Annotated in this window: 20 protein-coding genes, 1 tRNA gene and 1 pseudogene; 16 read left to right on the forward strand and 6 right to left on the reverse strand. The window is 70.4% G+C overall.

The genetic code is table 11. The features are described from left to right. Positions 1 to 79: 79 nt before the first annotated feature. On the forward strand, positions 80 to 802 hold the full coding sequence (locus IPV09_RS05330; protein ID WP_207474195.1) for a class I SAM-dependent methyltransferase: 723 nt from the start codon (positions 80 to 82) through the stop codon (positions 800 to 802). Beyond that, positions 799 to 2,514, forward strand: a complete 1,716-nt coding sequence (locus IPV09_RS05335; protein ID WP_207474197.1) for a TM0106 family RecB-like putative nuclease — start codon at positions 799 to 801, stop codon at positions 2,512 to 2,514. Before IPV09_RS05330 ends, IPV09_RS05335 begins: the two co-directional genes overlap by 4 nt. A gap of 201 nt (positions 2,515 to 2,715) precedes the next feature. Here IPV09_RS05335 and menD read toward each other — a convergent pair whose 3' ends face one another. The 4 genes from menD to IPV09_RS05355 are packed head-to-tail and all read right to left on the reverse strand — an operon-like array spanning position 2,716 to position 7,205. Further along, positions 2,716 to 4,311 carry a 2-succinyl-5-enolpyruvyl-6-hydroxy-3-cyclohexene-1-carboxylic-acid synthase gene (menD, locus tag IPV09_RS05340; RefSeq protein ID WP_207474199.1) on the reverse strand — a complete coding sequence of 532 codons (1,596 nt, stop codon included), beginning with the start codon at positions 4,309 to 4,311 and terminating at the stop codon, positions 2,716 to 2,718. Further along, positions 4,308 to 5,312, reverse strand: a complete 1,005-nt coding sequence (locus tag IPV09_RS05345; protein ID WP_207474201.1) for an o-succinylbenzoate synthase — start codon at positions 5,310 to 5,312, stop codon at positions 4,308 to 4,310. The genes menD and IPV09_RS05345 overlap by 4 nt, the downstream gene beginning before the upstream one ends. Position 5,313: 1 nt before the next feature. Then, positions 5,314 to 6,717 (reverse strand): hypothetical protein, encoded by a 1,404-nt coding sequence (locus IPV09_RS05350; protein WP_207474203.1) that lies wholly within the window; start codon positions 6,715 to 6,717, stop codon positions 5,314 to 5,316. A 29-nt stretch (positions 6,718 to 6,746) separates the two neighbouring features. Continuing rightward, positions 6,747 to 7,205 (reverse strand): MarR family winged helix-turn-helix transcriptional regulator, encoded by a 459-nt coding sequence (locus IPV09_RS05355; protein WP_370590230.1) that lies wholly within the window; start codon positions 7,203 to 7,205, stop codon positions 6,747 to 6,749. A gap of 93 nt (positions 7,206 to 7,298) precedes the next feature. Between IPV09_RS05355 and IPV09_RS05360 the strand changes: the two genes are divergently transcribed. From IPV09_RS05360 to IPV09_RS05405, 11 genes and pseudogenes are all read left to right on the forward strand, one after another. Beyond that, entirely contained in the window at positions 7,299 to 8,036 is a 738-nt protein-coding gene (locus IPV09_RS05360) for a maleylpyruvate isomerase family mycothiol-dependent enzyme (protein ID WP_207474205.1), read from the forward strand. Then, on the forward strand, positions 8,033 to 9,130 hold the full coding sequence (locus IPV09_RS05365; protein WP_370590231.1) for an AMP-binding protein: 1,098 nt from the start codon (positions 8,033 to 8,035) through the stop codon (positions 9,128 to 9,130). Before IPV09_RS05360 ends, IPV09_RS05365 begins: the two co-directional genes overlap by 4 nt. Before the next feature lie 25 nt (positions 9,131 to 9,155). After that, positions 9,156 to 10,052, forward strand: a complete 897-nt coding sequence (locus IPV09_RS05370; protein WP_207474206.1) for a 1,4-dihydroxy-2-naphthoate polyprenyltransferase — start codon at positions 9,156 to 9,158, stop codon at positions 10,050 to 10,052. A gap of 60 nt (positions 10,053 to 10,112) precedes the next feature. Continuing rightward, positions 10,113 to 10,607, forward strand: a complete 495-nt coding sequence (locus tag IPV09_RS05375) for a MarR family transcriptional regulator (protein WP_207474207.1) — start codon at positions 10,113 to 10,115, stop codon at positions 10,605 to 10,607. After that, the gene (locus IPV09_RS05380) at positions 10,604 to 11,893 is read left to right on the forward strand and encodes an MFS transporter (protein WP_207474208.1); all 1,290 of its coding nucleotides are present in this window, start codon (positions 10,604 to 10,606) and stop codon (positions 11,891 to 11,893) included. The genes IPV09_RS05375 and IPV09_RS05380 overlap by 4 nt, the downstream gene beginning before the upstream one ends. Positions 11,894 to 11,907: 14 nt before the next feature. Next, positions 11,908 to 13,467, forward strand: a complete 1,560-nt coding sequence (locus tag IPV09_RS05385) for an inositol monophosphatase family protein (protein WP_207474209.1) — start codon at positions 11,908 to 11,910, stop codon at positions 13,465 to 13,467. 61 nt (positions 13,468 to 13,528) lie between these two features. Next, positions 13,529 to 13,924, forward strand: a pseudogene (gene dhaM / locus IPV09_RS14605) (dihydroxyacetone kinase phosphoryl donor subunit DhaM); the annotation flags it as partial. A gap of 78 nt (positions 13,925 to 14,002) precedes the next feature. Next, a complete protein-coding gene (locus IPV09_RS05390) occupies positions 14,003 to 15,838 on the forward strand; it encodes a putative PEP-binding protein (protein WP_370590234.1) in 1,836 nt (611 codons plus the stop codon). 214 nt (positions 15,839 to 16,052) lie between these two features. Then, on the forward strand, positions 16,053 to 16,607 hold the full coding sequence (locus IPV09_RS05395) for a PRC-barrel domain-containing protein (protein WP_207474211.1): 555 nt from the start codon (positions 16,053 to 16,055) through the stop codon (positions 16,605 to 16,607). Between the two features lie 65 nt (positions 16,608 to 16,672). Then, entirely contained in the window at positions 16,673 to 17,503 is an 831-nt protein-coding gene (locus IPV09_RS05400) for a nucleotidyltransferase family protein (protein ID WP_207474212.1), read from the forward strand. Positions 17,504 to 17,505: 2 nt separating this feature from the next. After that, on the forward strand, positions 17,506 to 18,738 hold the full coding sequence (locus IPV09_RS05405) for a galactokinase family protein (RefSeq protein WP_207474273.1): 1,233 nt from the start codon (positions 17,506 to 17,508) through the stop codon (positions 18,736 to 18,738). Between the two features lie 14 nt (positions 18,739 to 18,752). Here IPV09_RS05405 and IPV09_RS05410 read toward each other — a convergent pair whose 3' ends face one another. Continuing rightward, on the reverse strand, positions 18,753 to 19,697 hold the full coding sequence (locus tag IPV09_RS05410) for a cation diffusion facilitator family transporter (RefSeq protein WP_207474213.1): 945 nt from the start codon (positions 19,695 to 19,697) through the stop codon (positions 18,753 to 18,755). 59 nt (positions 19,698 to 19,756) lie between these two features. Here IPV09_RS05410 and IPV09_RS05415 point away from each other — a divergent pair, with 59 nt between their 5' ends. Next, positions 19,757 to 21,265, forward strand: coding sequence for a patatin-like phospholipase family protein (locus IPV09_RS05415; protein WP_207474214.1), 1,509 nt, complete (start codon positions 19,757 to 19,759; stop codon positions 21,263 to 21,265). A gap of 4 nt (positions 21,266 to 21,269) precedes the next feature. Here the strand turns inward: IPV09_RS05415 and IPV09_RS05420 are convergent, their stop codons facing one another. Further along, positions 21,270 to 22,010, reverse strand: a complete 741-nt coding sequence (locus tag IPV09_RS05420) for an HAD-IIA family hydrolase (protein ID WP_207474274.1) — start codon at positions 22,008 to 22,010, stop codon at positions 21,270 to 21,272. Between the two features lie 143 nt (positions 22,011 to 22,153). Between IPV09_RS05420 and IPV09_RS05425 the strand changes: the two genes are divergently transcribed. Together IPV09_RS05425 and IPV09_RS05430 are read left to right on the forward strand one after the other, a co-directional pair. Then, positions 22,154 to 22,226: transfer RNA gene (locus IPV09_RS05425), tRNA-Lys, on the forward strand. Between the two features lie 99 nt (positions 22,227 to 22,325). Then, positions 22,326 to 23,567 (forward strand): hypothetical protein, encoded by a 1,242-nt coding sequence (locus IPV09_RS05430; RefSeq protein WP_207474215.1) that lies wholly within the window; start codon positions 22,326 to 22,328, stop codon positions 23,565 to 23,567. Position 23,568 lies beyond the last annotated feature (1 nt).

Genomic DNA, 23,568 nt, shown 5'->3' on the forward strand with positions numbered 1-23,568 from the left:
GCTCCGACACCCGTCGGCGCCTCACTGCTCGGACGTGGGCCTGCACGTGCTGTCGGCGGCTTGTGGGAAGATTGGTGGCATGTCCCAGACCCGTGCCACCCTCGCCAAGCGTCGCGCTGACGTGGCCGCCATGTTCGACTCGGTGGCCACCCGGTACGACCTGATGAACTCGCTGATGACCTTCGGCGTGGTCGAGCGGTGGCGCAAGGACGTGCTCGAGGCAGTCGACCCGAAGGCGGGCATGAAGATCCTCGACCTGGCCGCCGGCACCGGTGCCTCGTCGGCCCCCCTGGCCGCCACCGGCGCCCACGTCTTCCCCACCGACATGAGCCTGGGCATGCTGCGGGTCGGCAAGCAGAAGCTGCCCACCCTGAACTTCATTGCTGGCGACGCCCTGTCGCTGCCCTACGCCGACAACTCCTTCGACGTGGTCACCATCAGCTACGGACTGCGCAACATCGAGGACACCGCCGCCGGCCTGCAGGAGTTGTTGCGGGTGACCCGGCCGGGCGGCCAGATCGTCATCGCCGAGTTCTCGACGCCGACCAACCGGCTGTTCCGCAGCGCCTACGGCTTCGTGCTGGGCACTGTCATCCCGACCCTGTCCAAGGGATTCGCCAGCAACAGCCCGGCCTACTCCTACCTCACCGAGTCGATCCGGGCCTGGCCCGACCAGCAGGGACTGGCCGAGTTGATGTCGGGGGCCGGCTGGAAGGCGGTCGGCTGGATGAACCTGACCGGCGGCATCGTGGCCCTGCACCGTGGCTGGAAGGCCGGCCCCGACCCTCGTCGGGCAGAATGATCCTGCTCGACGCGTACGCCGCGCGCAGTTGCCCGGTCAAGACGCAGAACCAGTTCGACCCGACCATCGCTGCGCCAGGCGAGGGCGCCGACGCAGAACTGCAGGAGATCTTTGCCGGGTCCCAGCAGTACAAGGACCTGGTGCTGGGCCGGTTGGCGGGTGCACCAGGCGCCGTGGACCTGCGCACCCAGCGCGAGGGTCGGGCCGAGGCCACCGTCGCTGCCGTCGCGTCGGGGGCGGCCGTCATCATCGGTCCCTGGCTGCCCCTGGACGCCGGCGGTCACCGCCGCGGCAACCCGGACGCTCTGGTGCGCGGCCAGGACCGACCCGATGGTCGTCCCGGCTACCACCCGGTGCAGGTCAAACGCAAGCTGCTGGTCGAGAAGCGCCGCCCGACCGAGGTGTTCTGCTGGACGACCCCGCTGGAACAGCCCTTCGCGGCCGCGCTGCAGCCACTCAACGAGCACTCCTTCCGCACCTCGCGCGACGCCGAGTTGATCCAGATGGCCCACTACGTGCGCGCCCTGGAGAACCTGGGTTGGGCCGCCGAGCGGGAGGTGGCCGGCCTGATCGGCACCGACCAGTTGATCGGGCTGGAGGACGAGCGGGCAGCAGATCATGGCATCGTCTTCGTCGACCTGCGGCATCGTTTCCTGCGGACCTTTTCGCGCACCGCCGAGACCCATTGGCGGATGCGCTCGGCGCTGGAGCGCTACGACCATGAGTTCGGGTTCCGCCTCACCGTCGCCCAGACCGCCCAGGGCCATCGTCCCGACGAGCCCTACCACCCGCGGGTCACCCCGATCGTGGTGCGCGAGTGCGCCTCATGCCCGTGGTGGCAGCGGTGCGAACCGCTGCTGGACGCCGACGACCTGAGCCTGCGGATCACCAAGACACCGCTGGACGTCCGCGAAATCTCGGTGCTGCGCAAGCTGGGCATCTCCACCCTGGACGACCTGGCCGACGCCAGCCTGGAGGCGCTGCTGCCGCAGTACCTGCCCGAAGTCGCCCACCGCAACCAGGCCGAACGACGATTGCGCACCGCCGCCCAGCGGGCGCAGATGATGCGGGCCGGGGTGGCCCTCAGCCGGGTGGGCAACGACCCGATCGCCCTGCCGGCCGGTGACATCGAGGTCGACCTGGACATCGAGACCAGCAGCAATGACGAGATCTACCTGTGGGGGCTGCTGGTCAGCGCCGACGGGCAGCCGCCGACCTACCATGCCTTCGTCCACTGGGGTCCGATGACCACCGAGGCGCAGGTGGGCCTGGCCCGCCAGGCCATGTCCTTCCTGGAGGACCTCTTCGCCACCGGACGTCGGGTCCGGGTCTACCACTACTCCGACTACGAGCCGCGCCACCTGCGTGAACTGTCCTCGGCCGACAAGAGCCCTGACGACCTGTTGGGACGGGCACTGGGACGCGTCGGCCAGCACTGGGTCGACCTCTACACCGTGATGGAGACCCACTTCTTCGGGGTGCAGGGACTCGGCCTGAAGGTGGTCGCCCACGAGGGCGCCGGGTTCCAGTGGCGCGACGACGAGGCCGGCGGGTTGAACTCGCAGGGCTGGTTCGCCGACGCCATCGACCCGTCCTTGTCGACCGAGGAGCGCGACGCAGCCCGGCAGCGGGTGCTGGCCTACAACGAGGACGACGTCCGGGCGACCCAGGTGCTGCGGGCGTGGTTGCGCACCGAGCACGGGGCTCGTTGAGGCCAGGCGGCACATCGTTCACCAAGTGCCGGTCCTGACCGAGCCAGGCGGCACATCGTTCACGAAGTGCCGGTCCAGGCAACCCCAGACGGCACATCGTTCACAAAGTGCCGGGCCAGACCAACCCAGACGGCACATCGTTCACGAAGTGCCGGCGGAGAACTGACGCCCTGCCAGGCGCTGCACCTGAACCGCGGCGGGCTACCCGGCTCGGCGGGCACTCCGGTCCACCTGCACCACCACGACCTCGACACCTGCCGGGGGCCGCGCCAGCGCCGCGGCCAGGTCATCGACCGCGCTGACCTGGGTCACCGTGGCACCGAACCCGGCGGCGACCATTGCCAGGTCAACGCGTTGCGGGGTGGCGAAGACCCGTTCGAAATGCCGCTGGTAGTCGGCGGCACCCTGCTCCAGGCCATGGAAGATGGAGCCCCCATGATCGTCCAGGACGACCACCCGCAGGTCGGGACGCCGCTCCAGGTCACCGATGCCGAGAGCACTGACGTCATGCAGGAAGGTGAGGTCCCCGACCACCACGGTCACCGGACGACCTGAGCCCAGGGCCAGGCCGATGCCGGTGCTGATCGTGCCGTCGATGCCGGCCAGCCCGCGATTGGCATGCACCACCGGGCCCGAGTCCATGATCGGCAACAGGTCGGCGTCCCTGATCGGGTTGGACGAGCCGAGCATGACCAGGTCGTCGGCGCCGAACCCCGCCCACACCGTCCGGGTCGCGAGCCGCGGCGACAGCACGCCGTCCACGTCGTCCCCGAGGCTGGTGCAGGACTCGAGCTCGCGGTCGGCGGCCAGCCATTCCTGAAGCCACTCCTCCGAGCCGCGGTCCTCGGTGGTGACGCCATCGACGACGCTGCTGGCGCCATGGCCCGGATCGATCCAGTCGGCACCTGCCGACACCATGATCAACTCCACGTCGTGGCGGGCGAGCAGCGCCGAGACGGGACGCGACAGGGTGGGCCGTCCAAAGACCACGACGCGCTCGACCCGGTCGGCCAAGCGCGGCAACAGCAGCCGGTACCCGGCGATGGCGTGGGCGCCGCGACGGGCATTGCTGGACGGTTCGGCCAGCAGCGGTGCCCCGGCCTCGGCCGCGAAGGCCACGGCCCGGGCGCCCACCGCGGGCGGGGCGTCGCCGGCGACGACCACGGTGCGCGGGCGACCGTCGAGCAGCAGCGGCGAGGCGGGCATCGGCTCCCGGACGGCCAGCACCGCCGCCGGTTCGACTGGCTCCAGCAGCTCCGGGCCGACCAGGGGCGCGGCGAGTTCGACGTTCAACTGGACCGGTCCCGGCTGGCGGGTCCTCGCCCCGGAAGCCAGCAGCACGGCCCGCCGGACCAGGTGGCGCCAGTCCTCGACGCCACCAGAGTCCGAGGCCACCCGCAGGCACTCCAGGGCATGCTCACCGAGCAGTCGGTCCTGTCGGGTGGTCTGGTTCGCCCCGGAGTTGATCATGGACGAGGGCCGGTCAGCGCTGAGCACCAGCAGGGGCACCCCGGCATGACGTGCCTCCATCACGGCCGGCAGCAGGTTTCCCACGGCGGTGCCCGAGGTGGTCACCACCGCTGCCACCTCGCCGGTGGCGCGCGCCAGCCCCAGTGCGATGAACCCGGCGCTGCGCTCATCCACCCGCACGTGCAATGACAGCTGCCCTGCCTGTTCGGCGGCCGCCAGGGCCAGCGCCAGGGGGGCGTTGCGGGACCCGGGGGCCAGCACCACCTGCCGCACCCCCTGGGCCAGCAACGTGGCCACCACGGTCCGGGCCAGGTCGACCGAGCTCACGCGTCGGCCTCGACCAGGTGGTGCAGCACCCCGTCCAGACGTTCCAGCCAGCGTTCGGTGACCCTCTCGTCAGCGGCAAACCGGGTCAGCGCCTCGGCATCGACGTCCAGCTCGCCGACCTGCAGCACACCGTCAACCTCGCGCAACGAGGTGGTGGTCAGGTCGCCATCCAACAGAGCGGCGGTGTTCAACCCGCACGCGAACGGCAGGTCGGGCAGGGCGGCGGCCAGCGCCAGACCAGCCCGCAGCCCGATGGACGTCTCCAACGCCGAGGAGACCACCAGCGGCAGCCCGAGCCGCTCCCCCAGTTCGAGGCAGGCCTGCACTCCACCCAGGGGCTGCACCTTGATCACGGCCACGTCAGCGGCCTCGAGTTCGACGACCCGTTCGGGGTCACCGACCCGCCTGATCGACTCGTCGGCGGCAATGGGCACATTCCACCCGCGGCGGGCCAGTTCCCGGCGCAGCCGGGCCAGTTCCTCAGTGGTGCGGCAGGGCTGTTCGACGTACTCCAGGTCGAATCGGCGCAACTGGTTGATCATGGTCAGCGCCTGGCTCGGCGTCCAGGCGCCATTGGCGTCGATTCGCACCCGACCCTGGGCGCCGAGTGCGTCACGGACCGCCTCGACCCGGGCGATGTCGTCGGCCGGGCCCTGGTTCGTCTCGGCGACCTTGACCTTGGCGGTGCGACATCCCGAGGCCGCCACCCGGGCGTGGGCGGAGGCGGCGTCCTCGGCGGGCACCGTCACGTTGACCGGCACCTGGTCGCGGACCGGCTCGGGGAAACCGCTGGTCGCGGCGGATTGCGCTGCCAACCACCAGCGGGAGGCCTCGGCGATGCCGTACTCCTCGAAGGGGCTCCACTCGACCCAGCCGAGGGGGGTGCGCACCACCATGCCGCGGCGGGCGGTGATGCCACGAAAACGGGTGGGCAGGGCAATGTCGTAGACGACCAGGTCGTCGATCCACTCCACGTCACGAACGCGCGCGGGCCAGTCCATCTCAGGCCAACGCCGCTTCGAGCAGGCGGTCACGTCCGGCCAGGTAGTCCCGCCAGGAGTTCTGGACGTCCACGTCGGGACGGAACTCGCCGATGCCCTGCAACAGGAACTTGTCGGGCAACCACACGTCGCTCCACGGCCCCGGTTCGGAGCCGACGTCGTGCCAGTCGTGGCAGAGCTGGACGACCAGTCTGCTGTGCGGCAGGGTGATCGTCCGGCCCTGGGCACGGCTGCGCAGCCGGTCGCCGACGTCATTGCCCAGCACCGTGGTGCGCTCGGGGGCGTGGGCCAGAAACTGCGAGGCGCTGATCAGTCCGCCGCCGATGGTGTTGGGGCCGACCAGCACCTTGATCGGCACGTGCCCGGCGCGGGCTGCCCTGGCGATGGCCTTGACCAGCGGAAGGGTCACCCGGTAGTCCCCGCCGCAGTGGTAGCGCACGTCGACGACGTAGCGCGCGTGGCCGCCGGCGCCAATCACGCCCAGTGCCTCGTCGACGGCGTCCTGGTCGGGGTCATCGCCGTCCGGGTTGCCCATCAGGCGCAGGTAGAGGGCGTGCTGGTCGCTGCCGGGCAGCGGCACCTGGACGGTCCGCAGCAACGCATCCCAGTGCTGCAGGTAGAGCGGGCTGGGCGCCTCGGGGCTGTCGGGGTCCTCCCCCGGGTCGAGCAGCGCCGTGCGCCACCCGCGGGTCCCCAGCCCCTCATCACCGGGGAAGCGGTCCCTGAAGTCGGCCATCGGACCACCGGGCATCGGCTCGGACGAGGCGGTCAGGCTGACGTGGCTCAGGGTTCCGTCCGCTGCCTCCAGTTCGAGGGCGACGATGCCGCCGTGCACCCCCATCCCGATCTGGCGCAGCGCCTCGGGGACGGTGAAGAACCAGGCCGAACGGTTGCGCAGCCAGGCCGGGGTGCCTCCGCCGACGAAGCGGGCGAACAGGGGCCAGGTCACGTCCGGTGCCCCGCCGGCGATGGACAGCACCCGCTGCCCGGCGAGGTGGGCATGGTCAGGGGCCGCCTTGGCGACCACCAGTGAGTCCCTCATCCAGGCGAAGCGCACCGGCAACCGGTGGGCCTGGGTGATCAGCACGGTGGTGGCAGCGTTGTCGAAATGGGCCAGCGCCTCGCAGCAGGCCAGCGTCAGTTCGTCCAGGGTGCGCACCGGACGGTTCGCGAGCACGTCGTCGAAGGCCTCGCGCTGGTCGGCGCTGATGCCGAACTCGTGCCAGCGCACCGCATCGCGCAGGAACTGCACGTCGCCCCCGTAACCGACCAGCCCGCCCCGAGGACGACGCATGGGCAGCCACGTGCGGAACAGCGACCCCTGGTCGACCGAACTGGCGACCACGGTGCCCGCAGCACCGGCGATGGCCGCGCCCAACGCCCACTTCGTGCGACGGCTGACCATGATGACTCCCCTCGACTGGTGTGGCCAGCCTAGCGGGATGCCTCCTCGTCACCGGTGAGGACCTGCAGGTCCAGCAGGGAGCGACGCAGGGCGTCGAGCCGCCGGCTGCCCAGGACCTGGCGCCAGTCGTCCTCGATGCGGGCTTCCTCGGCGCGGGCATGGGGGATGATGGCGCGTCCCCGCTCGGTCAGTCGGACCAGGCGAGCTCGACCGTCGGCTGGGTCGGGCAGGCGTTCGACGTACCCGTCGGCCTCGAGCCGGTCCACCAGGGGGACGGCTGTCTGCTTGGCGATGCGGGCGCGCTCAGCCAGGACGACCAGACGCGTGCCGTCCGGGTCAATGCCGGCCAGCAGGCGCGCCTGGGCCCTGGAGATGTCATCAAACCCCGCCTCGGCGATGGCACCCACGATGCGGTCCTCGGCCGCCCGGAAGGACGTGAACAGCAGCAACACCGTGGGCCACTCCCATGGCTCATCTGGCAACGACACGATTTCTCCTGGGGACGGGGGCACGGACCACTCTTGTCCACCAGCCAGAATAGTCCTATTATCGAACCATCTGCACGACGGGAGGGGACTCCGATGGACGACGAACAGGTGTGGGCCGCCGTGGATGCACGGCGAGCAGGGCTGGTCGAGTTGTTGTCCGGCCTGGCCCAGCGCGACTGGGAACTCACCTCGGTCTGCCCGGAATGGACGATCAAGGACGTCGCCGCCCACCTGACGATGCCGTCGCTGGGCCTCCGCACGATGCTCGGCCTGGCCCTGCGCCACCGGCGCGGCACGAACACCTTGATCCGGGAGGGCTCGCGGGAACTGGCCAGACGGCACTCCCCCGACCAGATCATCGAGCAACTGCGGGCCATGATTGGCTACCACCGCCACTTCCCCACGCTCACCTGCCGGGAGGCGCTGATCGACATTCTGGGCCACAGCCTGGACATCGCGATCCCGCTGGCTGCGGCCGGCTCCACCCCTGCGGCCCAGCTGGCGTGCGGCCTGCCCGCCGAGCAGGTGGCGGAGGCGGCCGATCACGTCCTGTCCTACCGCGGCAATCGCAAGTCCAAGGTCTTCGCCCCCGTCCCCCTGGATGGCCTGCTGCTGCGGGCCACCGACCACCCATGGAGTGCTGGCGCCGGACGTGAGGTCAGCGGGACCATGACCGACCTGTTCCTGCTGCTGATCGGCCGGGACGTGCACCTGGACCGACTGGTGGGTCCGGGGTGCCGCAGGTGCAGGACGACTCAGGGCGGCTCAGTACGGGTTGAGGACGACGGAGACGATCATGGCTGCGAATGTCCGAATAGGGTGGCGAGGTGATCCCCACCGTCTGCCGCCCCGACGAGATCTTGCGCCTGCTTCCCGACGCGCTGGCCGGACGAGCCGTCCTGCTGCCTGTCAAGGATTCCCGCGACGCTGAGCCGCTCCGGCCAGACCTTCCGGTCATCGAGCCCGGTGCCGCGGTGATCGTGACCACGTCCGGGTCGACCGGTACCCCCAAGGGTGTCGTGCTGTCGGCCGCTGCCCTGCTGGCCTCGGCCGGCGCCACGCGTGAGCGGCTCGGTGCCGCGATGCGCTGGTACTCCCCGCTGCCGCAGCACTACGTCGCCGGGTTGATGGTGCTCGTGCGTTCCCTGGAGGCCGGCACCGAGCCGGTGCTGCTGGCCAGTGACCTGTCCGACCTGCCGCCGGCCGACCTGGCCGAACCCCGGGCGCTGTCGATCGTCCCGACCCACCTGCACCGCGCCCTCGACGACCCGGAGACTACCGGCCGACTGGCGGCTTTCGACGCCGTCCTGCTGGGCGGGGCACCCGCGCGTCCCGACCTGCTCGACCGCGCCCGCGCCGCCGGCATCCGAGTGGTGACCACCTATGGCATGAGTGAGACCAGCGGCGGGTGCGTCTATGACGGCGTCCCCCTCGACGGTGTCGACGTCCTGGTCGACCCCAACGATGGACGCATCAGCCTGGCCGGGCCGACGCTGTTCAGCGGCTACCGCCTCGACCCCGGACTCACCGCCGAGACGTTGGTGGGGGGACGCCTGCTGACCCACGACCGCGGCGTGTGGCAGGACGGTCGACTGCACGTCACCGGACGCATCGACGACGTCGTGATCAGCGGCGGGGTCAATGTCGACCTGGCCGAGGTGCAGCGCCACCTGGCCCTGGTCGACCCGCACCCCGGTGTCGTCGTCGGGGTGCCCGACCAGGAGTGGGGCACCCGCATCGTCCTGGTCACCGAATCGGGCGAGACCGACCTGGCGCTGTGGCGCCAGCGCCTGGCCGGCGCCGGCCTGGCCCGCCCGGCGCTGCCCCGCCAGGTGGTCACGGTCTTTCGACTGCCGCGCACCGTCTCTGGCAAGATCGATCGGCAGGCCCTGGTCGCGGCCGTGACCCGCACCTCGACCAGTTGAACACCCACCCACCCCAGGAGGAACCGTGGCCACCAGGCAGCAATGGGTCGAAGGCGCCCGTCCGCGCACCCTGCCCGCCGCCACGGCACCGGTGATGGCCGGCACCGCCACCGCCTGGCATGCGCTGGGCGAACTCACCGGTCGCGGGTTGCTGCTGGCGCTGCTCGCGGCCGTGGTGGCCCTGGCCCTGCAGGTGGGCGTGAACTACGCCAACGACTACTCCGACGGCATCCGCGGCACCGACGACGACCGGGTCGGCCCGATGCGCCTGGTCGGCTCCGGAGCCGCCGAACCCCGACAGGTCAAGCGGGCCGCCTTCTTCTGTTTCGCCCTGGCCGCCGTGGCCGGTCTGCTCGTCGTCCTGTTGACCCAGGCCTGGTGGCTGCTGGCGGTGGGGGCGGCGTCGATCCTGGCCGCCTGGTTCTACACCGGCGGCAAGAACCCCTACGGCTATGCCGGGTGGGGTGAGGTCTTCGTCTTCGTCTTCTTCGGCCTGGTGGCCGTCTGCGGCACCCACTACATCCTGACCGGGGGCCTCACTATCGCCTCCGTGGTGGCCGCCGTCGGTGTCGGGGCGCTGGCGTGCGCCCTGCTGGTGACCAACAACCTGCGTGACATTGCTTCCGACATCGCCTCGGGCAAGCGCACCCTGGCCACCCGTCTGGGCGAGCGCGGCACCCGCACCTTCTTCGTCGCGCTGGTGGTGGTGGCGGCCCTGGGTGTTGTCCTGGTGGCCGCACTGACCACCTGGTGGGCGCTGCTGGGCCTGCTCATGGTCCCGTCGGCTGCCATGTCCATCCAGGTGGTGGCCTCCGGCGCCCGGGGGCGCGAGCTGGTGCCGGCGCTGAAGTCCACCGGCCTGGCCGAACTGCGGATGGGTCTGGGACTGCTGGCCGGGGTGGCCGCCACCCATCTGTTCTGACAGGCTGCGGCGTCCGGCACCGACTGGCCCCGGCCCGTCCGCGGGGATATCGTTAGCTGAGTGAAGCATCTGTCGCCCCTCGGCGGCCCGATGCCCTGCAACGCCAGCCCCGAGGACCCCGCCCAGATGACATCCACTGCTGAACCGACCGTCCAACAGGTCGCCCATGAGTTGCGCGCCGCGTGCATGCGGATCACCCGCAAGGTCCGCTACGAGGCCTCCCACCTGCCACCCCACCAGGTGGCGGTGCTCTCGCACCTGAACCAGCGTCCCCGCACCGCCGCCGAACTGGCCGACGCCGAGTCGGTCAGCGCCCCCAGCATGTCCCGCACGGTCGGTGAGCTCGAAGCCGCCGGGCTGATTTCGCGCGAGGTCTCGGCCACCGACCGCCGCCAGCGCATTTGCACCGTCACCGACCATGGCCACGCCATGATCGAGGCCATTCGCTCCAGTCGGGACACCTGGATGGTCGAACGCCTGATCGCCTGCACCGACGAGGAACGCGACACCCTGGTCGAGGCAACCCGACTGCTGAATCGAATGCTCCACCAATGAACTCGACGTTTGCGAGCCTGCGTGTTCGCAACTACCGGCTGTGGTTCATCGGTGTCACCACCAGCAACGTGGGCCAGTGGATGTCGCGCACCGCCGCCAGTTGGCTGGTCCTGGTCACCCTGACCGACGGCAACGCCCGCGCCCTGGGCTGGGTGACCAGCCTCAACTTCCTGCCCACCCTGCTGCTCGTCCCGATCGCCGGTTCCATCGCCGACCGCTACAGCAAGCGGCTGGTGATGAACTGCGCCCAGGTCGTGCTCGCCATCGACGCCCTGGTGCTGGCGCTCCTGGTCATCACCGGACGGGTGGAACTGTGGCACGTCTACGCCCTGGCCCTGGTCGACGGCATCGCCGCGGCGATTGACCAGCCCGCCCGCCAGTCCATGGCCGCCGAACTGGTGCCCAAGGAACTGCTGACCAATGCCATCAGCCTCAACTCCGCCTCGTTCAACATGGCCCGCCTGGTCGGTCCCGGCATCGCCGGGTTCCTGATCGCGGCCATCGACACCGGCCCCGTCCTGGCGGTCAGCGTGTTCACCTTCGCGGCGCTGATCAGTTCGCTGTTGCTGATGGACCGCTCGAAGATGAGCAACACCCGCGCCAAGCGGGGACAGGGCGGCATGGTGCAGGGCGTGAGGTACGTGGCCCGGCGCGTCGACCTGCTGGTGTTGCTGGTGATCGCCTTCGTGATGGGCGCCTTCGGCTTCAACTTCGCCATCAGCAACGCGGTGATGGCCACCGAGGCCTTCGGCCGTGGTGCCAGCGAGTACGGCCTGCTGGGCTCGGTGATGGGCATCGGCTCGTTGACCGCCGCCCTCACCGCCGCGCGCCGGGAGCGGCCCCGGTTCCGGTTCATCCTGGCGGCCATGGGAGGCTTCGCGGTCTGCATGATCGCCTCGTCCTTCGCCCCCAACTACTACGTCTTCGCGCTGCTGATGATCCCCATCGGCTACTGCGCGGTCACCACGCTGATCAGCGCCAACGCCCTGGTGCAGACCAGTGTCAGCCCCGAGATGCGCGGTCGGGTGATGAGTGTGTGGGGTGCGGTCATCCTGGGCGGCACCCCGATCGTCTCCCCCATCGTGGGCTGGATGGGTGACGTCATCGGCCCCCGGTGGACGGTACTGGGCCCGGCCATTCCGGTGCTGCTCACCTTCGTCGGGGTCACCGCCTGGATCATGCGCCACGACCGGCTCTCGGTGCGCTTCGACCGCGCCAAGAAGGCGCCCTGGTTGACGCTGGTGCACGGCAGGGTGACCGAGGACATGCCCCATCCGCTGCGCTGAATAGGATGGGGCCCGTGTCTGCCAACGTCGCCGCCCCCGAGTCCCCCACCGCCGTCCGCATCATTGCCCGCGGCGGTGACGCCGAGTCGGCCCGCGAGAACACCCTGGCCGCCATCCTGGCTGCGATCGACGCCAAGGCCACCGACGTCCAGGTCGACGTGCGCACCAGTGCCGACGGCATCACCATGGTCATTGGCGATGCCACCACCCTGCGCCTGTGGGGCCACGCCGCCCCCGTCGCCCGCCAAACCGCGGACGATCTGGCGGCCCTCGGCACCGAGGGCACCCGCATCCCCACCCTGGGCCAGGTCCTTGACCTGCTGGCCGACACCGACCAGGCGCCCCGCCTGGTCATCAACACCCCCGCCGCCGACGCCGCCGCCGCCTGGACCACGCTGCGCCAGCACCCCGCCGGCCGCCACCTCGACGTTGTCTGGCGCGGCGACACCGCCGCGATGGGCACCATTCGCCGCCTGGACGCCGACGCCAGCCTCCACCTGCCCCACCCCGGCGGCGACCTGGACGAGTCGGCGATCGCGGCGCTGCGACCCGAGGCCATCGACGTCGACTTCGCGCTGCTCAGCCCCGAGCTGGTTCGCGCCGCGCGCGCCCTGGGCCTGCAGACGCTGGTGGGCACCCTGTCGGATGCCGAACAGATGAGTTGGGCCATCGACGTCGGTGCCGACCAGATCGTCACCGACCGTCCCCGCCTGCTGCGCCAACTGGCGACCACGGGCTACAGCCCGCTGGCATTGGCCTGGGCAGGGGCCGACCGGGTGGCCGAACGCCTCGGACTGGGCGACGAGCTGGCCACGTGGCTGCAGGTGGCCCGCCAGGTCGCCGAGTGGACCATCCACTACACCCGCACGGCTGCGCTGGGCACCATCGAGACCAAGGGCCACCCCGCCGACGTGGTGACGGCCGTCGACCGGGCCGTGGAACAGCACGTCCGCTCGGTGATCGCCCACGAACTGCCCGACCACGTGGTGGTCGGTGAGGAGTTCGGCGGCGCGGCCGACACCGGCCGGCCGACCTGGTTCCTCGACCCGGTCGACGGCACCAACAACCTGGGCAGCCACCTGCCCTGGACCTCGATGAGCCTGGCGCTGGCCATCGACGGCCAGCCGGTAGTCGCCGTCGTCGCCCAACCGTGGACTGGCGAGATCTTCCTGGCGGCCCGCGGTTTCGGCGCCGTCCTCAACGGACGGCCGCTGCAACTGGGCCGGGTCAACGCCCTGGCCGGTCGCACCGTGATGACCGAACTCCACGTCCACGAGTTCCACCCCGGCCAGGACGACTTCATCCGGCGCCTGGGCGAGCACCATGTGGTCACCCGGATCATGGGTTCGGGCACGCTCACCCTGGCCCGGATCGCCGCCGGGGACTCGGTGGCGGGCATCGTGGAACGCTTCCACCCGGTCGACCACCTGGCCGGCGCCCTGATCGCCCACGAGGCGGGCGCCCGGGTGGTCAACTCCGATGGCGACGACAACCTGTTCCCCGACGGCGGTGGCATGATGGTCGCCGCCCCGGGGGCAGCCGAAAGACTGTGGCCCTTGTGGCAGCCGCAGTAGGCGCAGCGATAGCATTTCCCACACCCGTTGTTGAATCCACCACCGCAGTTGGAGATTTGTGATGATTGGCATCGTCGTCGTGTCACACAGTCGGGCACTCGCCGAGGCAGCCCTGGCCCTGGCCCTGGAAATGACCCCCGACCCGCCGCAGGTTGCCATCGCCGCGGGCCTGGACGACGGGTCCTTCGGTACCGATGCCGCCGCCATCAGCGAGGCGATCACCCAGGTCGATTCCCCCGACGGCGTGCTGGTGATGCTCGACCTGGGTAGCGCCATCCTCAGCGGCGAGATGGCCTGCGAGTTCCTCGACCCCGACACCGCCGACCGGGTGCTGCTCAGCCCCGCGCCGCTGGTCGAGGGTCTGGTCGCCGCCCTGGTGACCGCGGCGTCCGGCGGGTCCCTGCAGGAGGTGGCCGAGGAGGCCGCCGCCGGCTGCCAGGCCAAGCAGGAGCACCTGGGCGGTACCGACGCCGCCCCGACCACCACCACGGCCCTGGCCGCACCGGCTGCTGACGCCCTCGACTTCGAGTGGACGATCCTGAACCCCCACGGCCTGCACGCCCGCCCGGCCGCGGCCTTCGTCCGTGCCCTGCGCGACGTCGACGCCGTGGTGCAGGTGTCCAACGCCACCACCGGCGCCGGGCCCGTGACCGGCACCAGCCTGTCCCGGATCGCCACCCTCGGCCTGCGCAAGGACGACGTGATGCGCGCCACCATCAGCGGCCCCGAGGCCGCCCGCGCGCTGAACAACATCACCCGCCTGGCCGAGGCCGGCTTCGGTGAGGACGTCACCGGCTCCACCCCCGTCGAGGCCCCGAAGCCGCTCACCGCCACCGCCGGGGGGCCGGCCAGGTCCGGCAGCCAGGTCGTCATCGGCACCGCCTTTGTCACCGGGGGTGAGGTCGACACCCGCGGCTACGTCCCGAGCCCCGACGAGCGGGGACGTCTGCGCACCGCCATCAGCGTCGTCCAGTCCCGCCTGACGGGCGCTGACGACATCCTGATGATGCAGGCCTCGCTGCTGGACGACCCGTCCCTGGTCGACGCACTGACCGAGGACATGCTGTCGGGCCACCCGGCGCCGGCCTCGGTCGACTGCGTCTTCACCCGCGTCGCCGAGCAGTTCCAGGCCCTGGACGACCCCTACCAGGCCGAACGCGCCCAGGACGTCCGCTCGTTGCGGCGGCTGCTGCTGGCCGAACTCATGGGCCAGAAGCCTGAGGAGCTGCCCACCGGGGAGCACGTCCTGGTCGTCCCCGAACTCGACGCCGCCACCGCCGCCCAGCTCGACCCGGTGGCCTGCCTGGGGGTGGTGACCACCACCGGCGGCGCCACCGGCCACGGCGTCATCATCGCCACCGGACGCGGCATCCCGGTGCTGACCGGACGCGCCGACGCCGCCGGGCTGCAGACCGGCCAGCGGGTCGCCTTCGACCCGGTCGCCGGCCAGTTGTGGTGTGACCCGGACGAGGCCACCATTGCCGAGATCGGCCAGCGCGCCCAGGCTCGGCAGGCCGAGGAGGCCCAGGCCGAGGCACTTGCCCAGGAGCCGGCGCTGACCCTGGCCGGCAAGCGCATCACCGTCGAGGCCAATGTGGGCTCGGTCGAGGACGCGGTGCGCGGTGCCGCCGGCGGCGCCGAGGGCTCCGGCCTGGTGCGCACCGAACTGCTCTTCGGTCACCTGAACGTGGCGCCCACGGCCCAGCAGCAGGCCGCGGTGCTGGTCGAGATCGGCCAGGCGATGGCACCGCACCCCATCACGGTGCGCACCTGGGACGTCGGCGGCGACAAGCCACTTCCCTACCTCAAGCAGGACAAGGAACTGAACCCGTTCCTCGGCGAGCGTGGCCTGCGGACCATGCGACGGGTGCCGGAGTTCTTCGCCGAGCAGTTGCGCGGTATCGCGCTGGCCTCCCGACAGGTTCCGGTGCGGGTGATGTTCCCCATGGTGACCGAACCCGAAGAGATGGCCTGGGCCCGCGAGATGGCCCTGCGGGCGATCGCCGAGGTGGGCGCGGAGCCCTTCCCGATCGGCATGATGGTCGAGGTTCCCGCGGCCGCGCTGCGGGCCGCGGAGTTCGCCGGGCTGACCGACTTCGTCAGCATTGGCACCAACGACCTGACCCAGTACACGACGGCCACCGACCGCTCGAACGGGGTGGTGGCAGGCCTGGCCAAGTCCGATTCGGCCGGTGTGCTGGAACTGATGAGGATCACCTGCGAGCGACTGCCCGGGGTGCCGGTGGCCGTCTGCGGCGACCTGGCCTCCAAGCCGGGGTTGACCGCCACCCTGGTCGCGATGGGCGTGAGCGAGCTGAGTTGCCGCCCGCCGCTGGTCGGACAGATCAAGCAGGCCGTGCGCGCCAGCTGAGCAGGCCCCGTCGACGACTCGGGCCGCCGCAGCAGACGAGTGGTCCCAGTAACGTGCAGCCAGTGGGCCACATCGGGCCCCGGCGGGCGATGTTGGCCCACTGGGTGCACGTTGCTGGGCGAATCCCTTGACCCACTCGGCGATCCGGGCACGGTGGGGTGAAGTTTGCTCGATCAGCCCTCACCCGACAGTTCCGGGCGCTAGTTTCACTGGCATGACTGAGTTCAACCTCGATGAGTACTACGACGCCGTGGTCTTTGACATCAACGGCGAAAAGGTCGGCGGCGTCGGCCAGGTGTTCCTGGACGAGGAGTCCGGCCAGCCGTCGTGGGTGACGGTCCGCACCGGTCTGTTCGGTCTCAAGGAGAGCTTCGTGCCGCTCGTCGAGGCACGCCTCGAGGACGGCGTGCTGCACGTGGCCTTCAGCAAGGAGTTCATCAAGGACGCCCCCCGACAGGATCCTGAGACGCCGATGACGGTCGCCGAGGAGGATGCCCTGCAGGCCTACTACGGCACCGAGGACGAACCCGAGAAGGTGTCGGCCAACCTGAAGGCGCAGCAGGAGGCCATCGCGTCGGGGCAGGCACCGGCCGACCGGGAGGAGTTCCAGGACGCCGACCAGGAACGTGCCCGCGAGGAGGCCGACGACACCGAGCCGCTGGCCCCCGACGCCGACCGGCCGGTCGCCGACACCGATCCGCTGGTCGCCGACACCGATCCGCTGGCCCCCGACGCCGACCGCCGCGTGCCACTCGACGACGAGCGGTGAGCGAGCGCTCATCGCACCGGCCCCCGCGGCGTCGCTGGCGCGCCTGAGTCCCTAGGATCAACGTCATGAGCCATTCACCAGCAGCACCGCCGCCGCACCGCGCCATCGTGATGTCGCGGGGCCTGGGCACCCGCATGCGCGCCGAGGCAGACGGCGTCGAACTCACCAGCGGCCAGCAGGCGGTCGCCGACACCGGGGTGAAGGGCATGGTCTCGGTGGGTCGTCCCTTCCTGGACCACGTCATCAGCGACCTGGCCGACGCCGGCTTCGACGAGGTGTGCCTGGTCATCGGCCCCGAGCACCACCTGGTGCGCGACTACTACGACTCGCTGAGCACTGATCGGGTGAAGGTCTCCTACGCCGTCCAGGAGCAACCGCTGGGGACGGCGAACGCTGTCTGGGCAGCCCGCCAGTTCGCCGGTGACGAGCGGGTGCTGGTGATCAACGCCGACAACCACTACCCGTCCTACGCGGTGGCCAAGCTGCGCGCCATCCCCGGCGCCGGCACGCTGGGATTCGACCGGCGGGCGCTGGTGGAGGGTTCCAACATCACCGCGGAGAGGGTCGCCAAGTTCGCGCTGCTCACCCGCGACGCGGACAACCAGTTGACGGGCATCCACGAGAAGCCCGATGCCGAGACCTTGGCCGCCCTGGGCGAGGACGCCCTGGTCTCGATGAACTGCTGGCTGTTCACCCCGGCCATCGTGGCCGCCTGCGGCACGGTGGCACCTTCACCGCGTGGCGAACTCGAGATCGTCGACGCCGTCCGCGACGCGATGGCCGCCGGTGTCCGGGTGGAGGTGGTCCCGGTCAAGGCCGGGGTGCTGGACCTGTCCACCAAGCTCGACATCGGCGCGGTGGCCGCGCTGCTCGTGGGCCGGGAGCCGCACCTGTGAGCCTGACCAATGTCGTCGACGCGCGACCCCTGGGCCAACCGGTCGCGTGGTTCTCACCGGGCCGCATCGAGGTGCTGGGCAAGCACACCGACTATGCCGGTGGCCGCTCATTGTTGGCGGCCGTCGACCGGGGGGTCACCGTCAGCCTCATCCCCGCCAAGCAAGGCATCACCGCCCGCACCGCCGCCCTGGCCGGTGACCTGAGAGTCGTGCCGGGCCAGGCTCTTGACCTGGCCGGCGGGCACTGGGGGCACTACCTGCAGACCGTCGCCGACCGCCTGTTCCACAACTTCGGTCCCCTGGCCCCCGTCGACATCACCATTGACTCGAACCTGCCCCTGGCCAGTGGCATGAGCAGCAGTTCGGCGCTGGTGGTGGCGCTGGCGCTCAGCCTGGCCGAGTACAACGGCTTCACCGGCACCGAGCGCTGGCGCCGCCACATCGCCGCCCCCGCCGACCTGGCCGGCTACCTGGCCTGCATCGAGAACGGGATGAGCTTCGGCCAGTTGGCCGGGCATCGTGGGGTGGGCACCTTCGGCGGCTCCGAGGACCACACCGCGATGATCTGCTGCGAGCCCGACCACCTGGGCCTGTTCGGGTTCAACCCGATCCGTCGCGAGCTCAGCATCCCCATGCCCGACGACCTGACGTTCGTGGTGGCGGTCAGCGGGGTCGCGGCCGAGAAGACCGGCCCGGCGCGCGAGTTGTACAACCGAGCGGCCCTGGGCGTCGGGGACATCCTGGCCCGCTGGAACGCCGACCCCGACCTGCCGGACCGACGGAGCCTGGCCGAGGCGGTGCGCTCCTCGGACGACGCGGTGACGCGGCTGCGCGCCCTGGTGTCCGACGACGACTACTTGCAGCGACGCCTGGAGCACTTCCTCGCCGAGTCCGAGGTCATCATTCCCGAGGCCGCCGAGGCGCTCGTCACCGGCGACCTGGACCGCTTCGGTGAGGCCGTCGAGGCGTCCCAGCAGCAGGCGTCGTCCGCGCTGGGCAACCAGGTGCCCGAGACGGAGTTCCTGGCCGGCCAGGCGCGGAAACTGGGCGCGATCGCCGCCACCAGTTTCGGGGCCGGGTTCGGGGGCAGCGTATGGGCGATGGTGCCCAGCAGTGACGCCGAGGCCTTCGCCGAGGACTGGCTGCAGCGCTACACCGTCCAGTACCCGATGGTCGCGACGATGGCGTCGGTGCTCATCGCCCGCCCCGGGGGCCCGGTGCGTCCAGTCGTCTGAGCGCCGACCAGCGCTCAGACCTCGATGTCCTCGTAGCTGCGGGGGTCCTCGATGGGCTCCAGGTGGATCAGCACCCGCAGTTCGGGCATCACCTCGTGCAGGGCGTCGGTGATGTCCTCGATCGCGTCGTGGCCCTGCTGCACCGTCCACTCCCCCGGCACCAGCATGTGGCATTCCATGAACCGGCGGTGGCCGGACTCCCGGGTGCGGTAGGCGTGGAAGTCGATCTCCTCGCTGCGGAAGCGGTCGAGGGTGTCCCGCAGCAGGGCGTTCTGCTCCTTGGGCAGCGAGATGTCCATCAGGCCCTCGGTCGAGTCACGCAGCAACTTCCAGCCGGTGAACAGGATGTTGATGGCCACCGCAAAGGCGACGATCGCGTCCAGCCGGTCCCACTTGGTGACCCACACGAGTCCGACGCCGATGATCACCCCGATCGAGGTGACCACATCGGTCCACAGGTGCTTGCCGTCGGCGACCAGGGTCATTGAGCGATGGGCCCGACCCACCCGGATCAGGACCATCCCGACCAGTCCGTTGATGACCGAGGCGACCACCGAGATCAGCAGGCCGACGCCAACCTGCTCCAGGGGCTGCGGCGCCAGGAAGCGCTGCACCGAACTGACAATGATGACACCGGCCGCGACGATGATCATCAGGCCCTCGGTGCCGGCCGAGAAGTACTCCGCCTTCGAATGGCCGAAGTGGTGGTTCTTGTCCGGCGGACGCATCGCCACCGTGAGTGCGATCAGCGCGACCACGGCGGCGACCAGGTTCACCAGCGACTCGGCGGCGTCCGAGAGGAGTCCCACCGACCCGGTGATCTGCCAGGCGGCGCCCTTGAGGAAGATGGTGGCCAGCGCCGCCGCGATCGACAACCACGCGTACTTGCGCAGGTCCACCGGGGCGGCCACCCTGGTGGCGGCCTTGGTCTCGGGGGCTACATGGGTCACATGTTCCATTCTCGCAGGTGGCCACCCGGGCCCACGACCACGGCCCACCCACCAACTAGGCTGGCCGCATGGCACGTCGACTGTGGAGCGGTTTCCCCTCACTGTCCTGGGTCAACCGGCTCGCCCCCGACAGGGACGAGGTCGAGGGACTCGTGCTCAGCGGCGGCGGTTCGCGGGCCAGTTTCCAGACCGGTGCCCTGCGCTACCTGTACGACCGCGCGAACATCTCCCCCAGCGTCATGGTGGGCACCTCGGCCGGCTCGGTGCTGGCAGCGGCCCTGTCCCAGTCGCTGGACCGCCAGGGACAGATCGAGGTGCTGGACCGCATCGAGGAGCTGTGGCTGTCGATGACCCACAGCGACCAGATGTTCGCCCCCCGCCCGTGGTTCCAGCGTCTGCAGGATCGTGGCGGTGAGTGGATGGCACTGATCCAGCAGGAGAGCCAGCGCCCGCCCCCGTCCTTCACGCTGCCCAAGATCACGCTGCCGCACCTGCGCACACCGTCGGTCCCCGAACCGTCGGTCGACGAACAGGCGGTCGACCCCGCTGAGTTGAGCGGCGCCGAACTCACCCTGCACATCGCCATGAGCGAGCCCAGGCCGACCGGTCAGGCACTGGGCCCGGGGGCGGTGCTGCCGCTGCTGTCAATGCTGCCGCGGCTGCGCACCGCCGGGGGGGACCTGTCGCTGATCCTGCGCGGCGCCGACGCCTCGCGCTCGATGTTCCACCCGGGAGAGATCCTGATGCGGTTGCTCGACGGCGAGATCTTCCGCTCCGACCGCACCCGCGACTCGGGGGTGACGGTGCGCATCTCGATGGTGGCCCTGGAGTCGGGGGAACTGCGCTTCATGACCGAGGACGGCACCATGGTCGACCGCGAGAACAACCCGCTGCCCGACATCCCTGCCGCCGACCTCAGCCTGGGGGCGCTGGCCTCGTGCGCCATCCCGGGGGTCTTCGCCCCCGTGCGGATCGGGGACGAGTGGTACGTCGATGGCGGCACCCGGGAGGCGACACCCGCCGAAATGGCCCTCGGACCGCTGGACGTCGACCGCTGCTACGTCGTGGTCTCCTCGCCGGTGGAGAACCCGCGCGCCGAGTCGTTCGCCTCCAAGTCGATGCTGCACATCCTGATGCGCTCGGCCGAGATCCTCACCGACGAGGCCGAACGGGACGAGGTGGCAATGGCGCGCAGCAGCGGCGCCCTGGTGATCGAACCGGACCTGTTCGTCCACGACGCCATCACCGTCGACCCGGGACTGCTGCGGATCAATCGTGACTACGGCTGGTTGCGCGCCGCCGAGGCACACCTGGGGCTGCCGGTGAGCGTGGCCGACGTCCACCGCAAGGTGATCGAGTTGCGTCTTGAGGCCCTGTCCCTGGAGCGGCGGGTGCTGGCCGACCCCACCGTCGAGGCCGACCTGCTGGACCTGGCCAGGCTGAAGTGGTCAATCCGCGACCAGGTCGACTTGTTGGACGCCAATCGGCTGCCCGCCGGGTCGCAGCGGTGGTGGGCCGACTGGGAATCCCACCCCGAGCCGGTGACGCTGCCACCCACCTGGCGCAGCGTGCCGTGACTCCTCAGATGAGGGAGTGGAGTTCGGCCACCGATTCCAGCACCAGGTCTGGACGGTAGGGGTAGCGCTCGATGTCCTTGCGGCTGGTGATACCGGTCAGCACGAGGATGGTGAACAGCCCGGCCTCCATGCCGGCGATGATGTCGGTGTCCATCCGGTCGCCGATCATCGCCGTGGTCTCGGAATGCGCCTCGATCTTGTTCAACGCCGAGCGGAACATCATCGGGTTCGGCTTGCCGACGATGTAGGGGCGTCGACCGGTCGCCGCGGTGATCATGGCGGAGACGGCACCGGTCGCCGGCAGCAGTCCGTCGGCGCTGGGCCCGGTGACGTCCGGGTTGGTGGCGATGAACTTGGCGCCCCGGTCAATGTGGCGAATGGCGTTGGTGATCGCTTCGAAGGAGTAGGTGCGGGTTTCGCCCAGCACCACGTAGTCCGGGTCGGTGTCGGTCATGATGAACCCCGCCGCGTGCAGCGCCGTGGTCAGGCCGGCCTCGCCGATCACCGACAGCTTGGCGCCGTGCTGCTGGTTCGCCAGGAAGTCGGCCGTGGCCATCGCCGAGGTCCACAAGTTCTCCTCGGGCACCGTGATGCCCGACGATTCGAGCCGTGCCGACAGGTCACGGGGGGTGAAGATCGAGTTGTTGGTCAGGACCAGGAACCGGTGGGAGGTGTCCACCCAGCGGTTGAGCAGCTCTGTGGCTCCGGGCAGCGCGCTGCTCTCGTGGACGAGGACGCCATCCATGTCGGTGAGCCAGCATTCGATATCACGTGGGGTACGCACGTGCCCAGACTATGTCCCCTGCCACGGGTGCGGGGCATCGGGGGTCGACGTGCAGGCGCGCAGCGACTGTCGGCACAGGTGTGCACCCCGCTAGGATGTGGCCCGCCCCCATAGCTCAGTCGGCAGAGCAAGGGACTTTTAATCCTTGGGTCGCGGGTTCGAGCCCCGCTGGGGGCACCGACCAATCTGCTGGTTCCTCTGGACAAACCGGCCCGTGGTGTGGGTACGGTGGCTGTGGTTTCGCCAACCGAACAGACCAGCTGAGGGGCAAGGACTGTGGAACGAACACCAGGACGTCTGCGGGTACGCGCCGCCCTGATGTCCTGCCTGCTCGTCCTGGGCGGCGTCCTGCTGCCGGCACCCCCGGCCCGCGCGGTCGAGCGCGCCCCATGCCTGGAGGCCGGCAATGTCTGGGTGGTCGTCCAGCCCGACCAGGATTCCTCGTGGACGGGCTGCGCCACCGAGTTCTCCACCGGACTGGCGGCACTGACCAGCGCCGGCTTCAGCACCGACGGCGAGCCGGTGTTCACCAGGATCAATGGCCACCCGGCCACCGCCGACGGCTTGCACTACTGGTCCTACTGGCATGCCACTCCCGACGCCCGGGGCACGTTCACCGGGTTCGTCTACTCCCAGGACAATCCCAGCGTGTCGCGTCCCGAGCCGGGCAGCATCCAGGTGTGGACCTACGCCAGCCTCGAGGCGTCGGCGACCGACGCGATGCCGACGGTCACCCTGCCGAGCCCCCGACCGCCGACGACCTTCGGTGACCAGGACGGCAACGGGCAGGCCGACCTGATGGCGATGACCAGGTCGGGGGCGTTGCTGCAGTACGGCGTCCGCGGGGGTCACCTGTCGGAGCCCTTCACCGCCGGCCGGGGCTGGCAGGACTACGACTGGGTCGCCAACGTTCCCGACCTGGACGGGGACGACGTCACCGAACTCGCCGGACGCCGCAAGGACGGCTCCCTGTGGTTGCTGCGTGGTCTGACCGGCGGCGCCTATGCCGCGGCGGTGCAGGTCGGTGCCGGCTGGGACGACCTGTCACTGCTGACCGTGCTCGACGACATCACCGGCGACGGACTGCCCGAACTGGTGGCCCGCGACAGCGACGGTGAACTGATCCGCTACTCCTTCACCGCCGACAGTCTTGGGGGCCGATACCTGGTGGGTGCGGCCGTGATCGGCAGGAACTGGACGGGCATCCGGATGGCCGCGACCGTCGGTGACTGCAGCGGCGACCAGGTGCCCGACCTGCTCGCCGTCGACCAGCACGGCGCCCTGCCGCGCTACAGCATTGCCGGTGGCCGGATCGTCGCGGTCCACCGGGTCGGACGCAACTGGCAGGGCATGGGCATCCTGACCTCGCCCGGTGACCTGACCCGGGACGGCCGCCGCGACCTGGTCGCGCTGCGCAGCGACGGCACCGTGTGGGCCTACCCGCACCAGGGGAATGCCAGGTGGGGCGCGATCCGGCAACTCGGCGTCGGCCTGACCGACGTCGTCGGGCTCGCCTGAG

The sequence above is a fragment of the Tessaracoccus sp. SD287 genome (genome assembly GCF_017355265.1).
In the GTDB taxonomy this organism is placed as follows: Bacteria; Actinomycetota; Actinomycetes; order Propionibacteriales; family Propionibacteriaceae; genus Aestuariimicrobium.

Coding starts and splice junctions, on each gene's coding strand:
- IPV09_RS05330 (WP_207474195.1), top strand. CDS start 80: ATGTCCCAGACCCGTGCCACCCTCGCCAAGCGTCGCGCTGACGTGGCC.
- IPV09_RS05335 (WP_207474197.1), top strand. CDS start 799: ATGATCCTGCTCGACGCGTACGCCGCGCGCAGTTGCCCGGTCAAGACG.
- IPV09_RS05380 (WP_207474208.1), top strand. CDS start 10,604: ATGAACTCGACGTTTGCGAGCCTGCGTGTTCGCAACTACCGGCTGTGG.
- IPV09_RS05415 (WP_207474214.1), top strand. CDS start 19,757: ATGGCACGTCGACTGTGGAGCGGTTTCCCCTCACTGTCCTGGGTCAAC.
- IPV09_RS05410 (WP_207474213.1), bottom strand. CDS start 19,697: ATGGAACATGTGACCCATGTAGCCCCCGAGACCAAGGCCGCCACCAGG.
- IPV09_RS05395 (WP_207474211.1), top strand. CDS start 16,053: ATGACTGAGTTCAACCTCGATGAGTACTACGACGCCGTGGTCTTTGAC.
- IPV09_RS05345 (WP_207474201.1), bottom strand. CDS start 5,312: ATGGACTGGCCCGCGCGCGTTCGTGACGTGGAGTGGATCGACGACCTG.
- IPV09_RS05420 (WP_207474274.1), bottom strand. CDS start 22,010: ATGGATGGCGTCCTCGTCCACGAGAGCAGCGCGCTGCCCGGAGCCACA.
- IPV09_RS05350 (WP_207474203.1), bottom strand. CDS start 6,717: ATGGTCAGCCGTCGCACGAAGTGGGCGTTGGGCGCGGCCATCGCCGGT.
- IPV09_RS05400 (WP_207474212.1), top strand. CDS start 16,673: ATGAGCCATTCACCAGCAGCACCGCCGCCGCACCGCGCCATCGTGATG.
- IPV09_RS05360 (WP_207474205.1), top strand. CDS start 7,299: ATGGACGACGAACAGGTGTGGGCCGCCGTGGATGCACGGCGAGCAGGG.